The sequence below is a fragment of the Gemella sp. GH3 genome, from assembly GCF_013415425.1.
Lineage (GTDB): Bacteria > Bacillota > Bacilli > Staphylococcales > Gemellaceae > Gemelliphila.
Window position 1 is genome coordinate 1 of the sequence record NZ_JACBYC010000049.1, and the last position, 5,175, is coordinate 5,175.

Sequence of the window (5,175 nt, forward strand, 5' to 3'; positions counted from 1 at the left end):
AGTTTTATATTTACTACACTAAACATATATTATATATACAAAAATAATTTCTTTGATTTTAATAATATTAATTATATTGTTACACTAATATTAGTTTTGACACTGTCAATTCTCACTTTATTATTCATAAAAAAGAAAGCAAGAAAACTTACTTTTATATCATCTATATTATTTGTTTTATTTTCTTATATGTTATTTTCACAGTTGAATAAAACAGTAAAAATTTTTGATAAATTAAATGAAAACTCTACTGTTAGTGAACAAATTATGAGCATAGCAGTATTAAAAGATAGTTCTATAAAAAATATAAAAGACTTAGACAATGAAACAGTTACTGCTCCTTTAGCTGTTGACGGAGAAAATATTAATAAATTGTTAAAAAATATAAATGAGAAAGAAAATGTGAACCTTAGTGTAGAAGAAGTTGAATCTTACATAAAAGACTATGAATCATTAATTTCAGGTAAGTCTAAAGCTATAGTTTTAAACAGTGCATATGAAAATTTGATAGAATTAAGTAATCCAGATTATAGTAGTAAAATAAAAAAAATATATGAGTATAAAATAAAAAAAGAAGTAATAAGAAAATCAGGACAATCTACAAATAAAACTATGAATATTTACATAAGTGGAATAGATACCTACGGTCCTATTACTACAGTAGCTAGATCAGATGTGAATATTATTTTAACAATTAATAAAGAAACTAATAAAATATTGTTAACTACAACTCCACGCGATTCATATGTAAGAATAGCTGATGGAGGAGCTAATCAGTATGATAAATTAACTCATGCAGGTGTTTATGGAGTAGATACTTCTTTACATACTTTGGAAAATCTTTATGATATTAATATAGATTACTATACTAGAATAAACTTTACATCTTTCTTAAAATTAATTGATTTGGTAGGAGGAGTAGATGTTTATAATGAACAAGAATTTACATCATTACACGGGAAATATAATTTTCCAATAGGAATGGTTCACTTAGATTCTGATAGAGCTTTAGGATATGTTAGAGAACGATATTCTTTAAGTGGAGGAGATTTTGATCGTGGAAAAAATCAACAAAAAGTAATTACGGCTATTATAAAAAAATTAACTACTACAGAGGCACTCAACAATTATGAACAAATAATTAATGAATTATCTAATTCTATTCAGACAGATATGCCTATATCAGAAGCTATGAATTTAGCTAATGAACAACTTAATAAAAAATCAGATTATACAGTTTCTTCGCAAGCATTGACAGGAACAGGTACTATGGACTTACCGTCTTATGCTATGCCCGGCTATAATCTTTATATGATGGAAGTAGATGATAAGAGTTTGTCTGAAGTTAAACAGAGTATAAAGGACGTTTTGGAAGGAAATTAATATGATAGATATACATAGTCATATAATATTTGGTGTAGATGATGGACCAAAAACTTTAGAAGAAAGTATTTTATTAATCAAAGAAAGCTATAGTCAAGGAACAAGAAGTATTATAGCCACTTCTCATAGAAGAAAAGGAATGTTTGAAACACCTGAAGAAAAGATAAGAGAAAATTTTAATATAATAAAAAGTGAAATAGAAAAAATATTGCCAGATTTAAATCTTTACTACGGAGCAGAAATATATTTTACATCTGATATACTTAACAAATTAGAAAATAATATATTTCCTACCTTAGGAGATACAGATTATGTTTTAATAGAATTTAGTAGTAGTACCAGATATACGGAAATTTATAAAGCTGTAGATAAAATTATTCTTTTAGGAAAAATACCAATTCTTGCACATATAGAAAGGTATAATGAGTTAGTTAATAGTGAAAAAAAAGTACGTAATTTAATTGATAAAGGAGCCTATATTCAAATAAATTCTGCTAGTGTTCTTAAAGTGAAACTTTTTGGTGATTCTCAAAAAGAGTATAAAAAAAGAGCAAAATACTTTCTAGATAAAGATTTAGTTCACTTTGTTGCTACAGATATGCATAATTTAACAAGTAGAAAACCTTATTTTAAAGAAGCTTATAAAATAATTGAAAAGAAATATGGAAAAAAAAGAGCAGAAGATTTATTTGTAAATAATCAAAGAAAAATACAGAATAATGAATTAATATAGGTTTTTATATAGATAAAGGAGAAAGTAATGATCAATAATGGAATAGAAGAAATAGACTTGACATTTCTAATAAAGAAAATTTGGAATAAAAAAATAATAATAGTGGCAACTTCATTATTTTTTGCTGCTATAATGGTTTCTTATAATATATTTATAACTAAGCCAACATATAAAAGTACTACAAAAATATATGCAGTAAATCAAAACGAAAAAGAGAAAACTCTTACTGTTCAAGATATTCAGATAGGAACAAATTTAGTAAAGGATTATCAACAAATAATATTATCATCTGATGTACTAGAGGAAACTATTACCAAAAATAATTTGAATATTTCTCAAAAATCTTTAGCTAATAAAATAGAAATCACAGCACCTAAAGATACGCGTGTAGTAGAAATTATAGTAGAAGATAAGGATGCTAATAAAGCTAGTGATATAGCTAATAGTTTACGTGAATCTTCGATAAAAAAAATAAAAAGTATTACTAAAATTAATGAGATTACTACTATAGAAGAAGCTAAACCTAGCAATGTTCCAGCTTCTCCTAATGTTAAAAGAAATGGAGTTATAGCATTTATCTTTGGATTAGTATTATCAATAAGTATAATAGTAATACGTGAGATATTAGATGATAAGGTAAAAAGACCAGAAGATATAGAAGATGTATTAGATATGATTCTATTAGGAGTAATACCAAAACAAGAGAAAGGAAAAAATAATGACTAAAATAGATATACTTTATAACAAAAATATTATAAGTAAAGAATTATCAGAACATTATACTGCTTTAGCTACTAATATTCAGTTTTTAGGTAAAGATATAAAGAAAATTGTCGTATCGTCAGTTCAAGAGAATGAAGGGAAAAGCACTGTTTCTATAAATTTAGCAAAATCATTAGCAGACTTAGGTTTGAAAGTATTAATAATAGATGGTGATACAAGAAATTCTGTAATGTTAGCTAGATTTAAAGCCAGAGGAAAAGTTGAAGGTCTTACTTCGTATTTATCTGGATCTGTTGGTATAGAAAACGTTCTTTATGAAACAGATGTTAATAATCTTACTATATTACCTTCGGGGCAAATTCCACCTAATCCTACAAGTCTATTACAAAGTAGAAATTTTGAAATTATGTTATCAGCATTTGAAAAATATTATGATTATATAATAATAGATGCTCCGCCTGTTGGTGCAGTTATAGACGCTGCTATTATTGCTAAACAATGTGATGGCAGTATTTTAGTAGTACAATCAGATGCAATAAAAAGAAAATTTGTAAAAAAAGCAAAAGATCAATTAGAACAATCGGGAAGTAAATTTTTGGGAGTAATACTTAATAAAGTTGATATGGAAGTTTCTAGCTACGGGGGATATGGAATTTATGGCAACTACGGAAACTACGGTAAAAAATAGTTATATAATTTTTAAAACTTTGGCAGACAGACTTCTAGCATTACTATTATTGATTTTATTGTTTATTATTCCTTTATTTCCAATTATTTGTTTACTTATCAAACTAGAAAGTAAAGGTCCAATATTTTATACACAAAAACGTATAGGAAAAGCTGGTAAAACTTTTGATATGTTAAAATTTAGAAGTATGGAAGTAGGTTCTGATAAATTTTTAAAAGAACAAATAAAAAAAGGATTTATAGATCCTTTAAACTTTAAAACAGAAGTTACGGATAATTATACAAAAATAGGAAAATTTATTAGAAGAACATCAATCGATGAATTACCCCAATTAATAAACATAATAAAAGGGGATATGTCAGTGATTGGTCCTAGACCTATACAGCAATTTGAAATAGATAACTATGTAAAAGATAGTAAAGAAAATAAAAGTAATATAGAGAAAAGAAATAGAGTATTACCGGGATTGCTATGTTATTGGCAAGTATCTAGTAATAAGGAAAGTATGGGATTTGATGAGAGATTAATGTTAGATATAAAGTATGTAGATAAAATATCACTTATAGAAGATTTTAAAATTTTATTTTCTGGAATAAAAGTAGTTCTTTTCCCAAACAATATTTAGTAAAAAGGAGATATAATGGATATAAAAATATTAATAGCAACTCATAAGGAAAGTAATATTCCTAATTTAGATTGTTATCTACCCGTTCAAGTAGGGGCAGAAATTAATGGAAATATAACTAATTATCAAAAAGATAATACATTATACAATATTTCTGAATTAAATCCTTATTTTTCCGAGTTGACAGCATTATATTGGGGTTGGAAAAATTTAAGTTGTGATTATTTAGGTCTTGTACATTATAGAAGATATTTTGGAAAAGAGAATGTTAAGTATAGAGAAGATGTAGACTTAAATAATTTGGTTATATCTTCATATGACATAAAAGGATATTTAGATAATAAGACGGTTTTAGTTCCTAAAAAAAGAAATTATTATATAGAAAGTTTATATAGTCATTACGCTAATACATTTGATGGCAAACATTTGGATATTACTAAATCTGTTATCAAAAAATTAACTCCAGAGTATATTGATAGTTTTGATAAGGTTATGAGGCAAAAAAAAGGACATATGTTTAATATGTATATAGCACCTAAACATATATCTGATAATTATTGTGAGTGGTTATTTCCAATATTATTTGAGTTGCAGAATAATATAGATACTTCTAATATGACTGCTTTTGAAGCAAGATTATTTGGTCGTATCAGCGAATTATTATTTAATGTTTGGATTGAAAAAAATGGTATAATTACACAAGAATTACCTTTATTAGACGCTTTTAAAGTAAATTGGCTAAAAAAAGGTGGAGCTTTTTTAATGGCAAAATTTTTCAAAAAAAAATATAAAAAAAGTTTCTAAATAGTGTTATTTTGAAAGAGGATTTTATGAAAAAACATATTTTACAAATCAACATACATAATATGCTATTCTTTATAGCTTATGCTTTAGTGTTAGTTGTAGGAATAGTAAATTCCTCAACAATACAAGAATATATAAAATTTGGTTCTAATATTAGATTAGTACTTATAATCTTATCATTTATTTTAATTATAATTAAAATGAATTATATACATAGCA

The 5,175-nt window shown here is 25.5% G+C and carries 7 protein-coding genes; all 7 read left to right on the forward strand.

From position 1 onward, the window contains the following. A partial coding sequence (cpsA, locus tag HZY83_RS01315; RefSeq protein ID WP_179942296.1) for an LCP family glycopolymer transferase CpsA occupies positions 1-1,383 on the forward strand: 1,383 nt, incomplete at its 5' end. A gap of 1 nt (position 1,384) precedes the next feature. Continuing rightward, on the forward strand, positions 1,385-2,116 hold the full coding sequence (locus HZY83_RS01320) for a CpsB/CapC family capsule biosynthesis tyrosine phosphatase (RefSeq protein WP_179942297.1): 732 nt from the start codon (positions 1,385-1,387) through the stop codon (positions 2,114-2,116). A 27-nt stretch (positions 2,117-2,143) separates the two neighbouring features. Then, on the forward strand, positions 2,144-2,842 hold the full coding sequence (locus HZY83_RS01325; RefSeq protein WP_179942298.1) for a Wzz/FepE/Etk N-terminal domain-containing protein: 699 nt from the start codon (positions 2,144-2,146) through the stop codon (positions 2,840-2,842). Continuing rightward, complete coding sequence (locus HZY83_RS01330) at positions 2,835-3,527, forward strand: polysaccharide biosynthesis tyrosine autokinase (protein WP_179942299.1); 693 nt, start codon at positions 2,835-2,837, stop codon at positions 3,525-3,527. Before HZY83_RS01325 ends, HZY83_RS01330 begins: the two co-directional genes overlap by 8 nt. Beyond that, entirely contained in the window at positions 3,496-4,152 is a 657-nt protein-coding gene (locus HZY83_RS01335; RefSeq protein WP_179942300.1) for a sugar transferase, read from the forward strand. Before HZY83_RS01330 ends, HZY83_RS01335 begins: the two co-directional genes overlap by 32 nt. 15 nt (positions 4,153-4,167) lie before the next feature. Next, positions 4,168-4,956: a DUF4422 domain-containing protein gene (locus tag HZY83_RS01340; protein ID WP_218925294.1), complete on the forward strand. Its 789-nt coding sequence runs from the start codon at positions 4,168-4,170 to the stop codon at positions 4,954-4,956. Positions 4,957-4,982: 26 nt separating this feature from the next. Continuing rightward, the coding region (locus tag HZY83_RS01345; protein WP_179942301.1) for a hypothetical protein at positions 4,983-5,175 on the forward strand (193 nt) is incomplete at its 3' end.

Excerpts from the sequence above, each read along its gene's own strand:
- HZY83_RS01320 (WP_179942297.1), top strand. The coding sequence starts at position 1,385 with ATGATAGATATACATAGTCATATAATATTTGGTGTAGATGATGGACCA.
- HZY83_RS01325 (WP_179942298.1), top strand. The coding sequence starts at position 2,144 with ATGATCAATAATGGAATAGAAGAAATAGACTTGACATTTCTAATAAAG.
- HZY83_RS01330 (WP_179942299.1), top strand. The coding sequence starts at position 2,835 with ATGACTAAAATAGATATACTTTATAACAAAAATATTATAAGTAAAGAA.
- HZY83_RS01335 (WP_179942300.1), top strand. The coding sequence starts at position 3,496 with ATGGCAACTACGGAAACTACGGTAAAAAATAGTTATATAATTTTTAAA.
- HZY83_RS01340 (WP_218925294.1), top strand. The coding sequence starts at position 4,168 with ATGGATATAAAAATATTAATAGCAACTCATAAGGAAAGTAATATTCCT.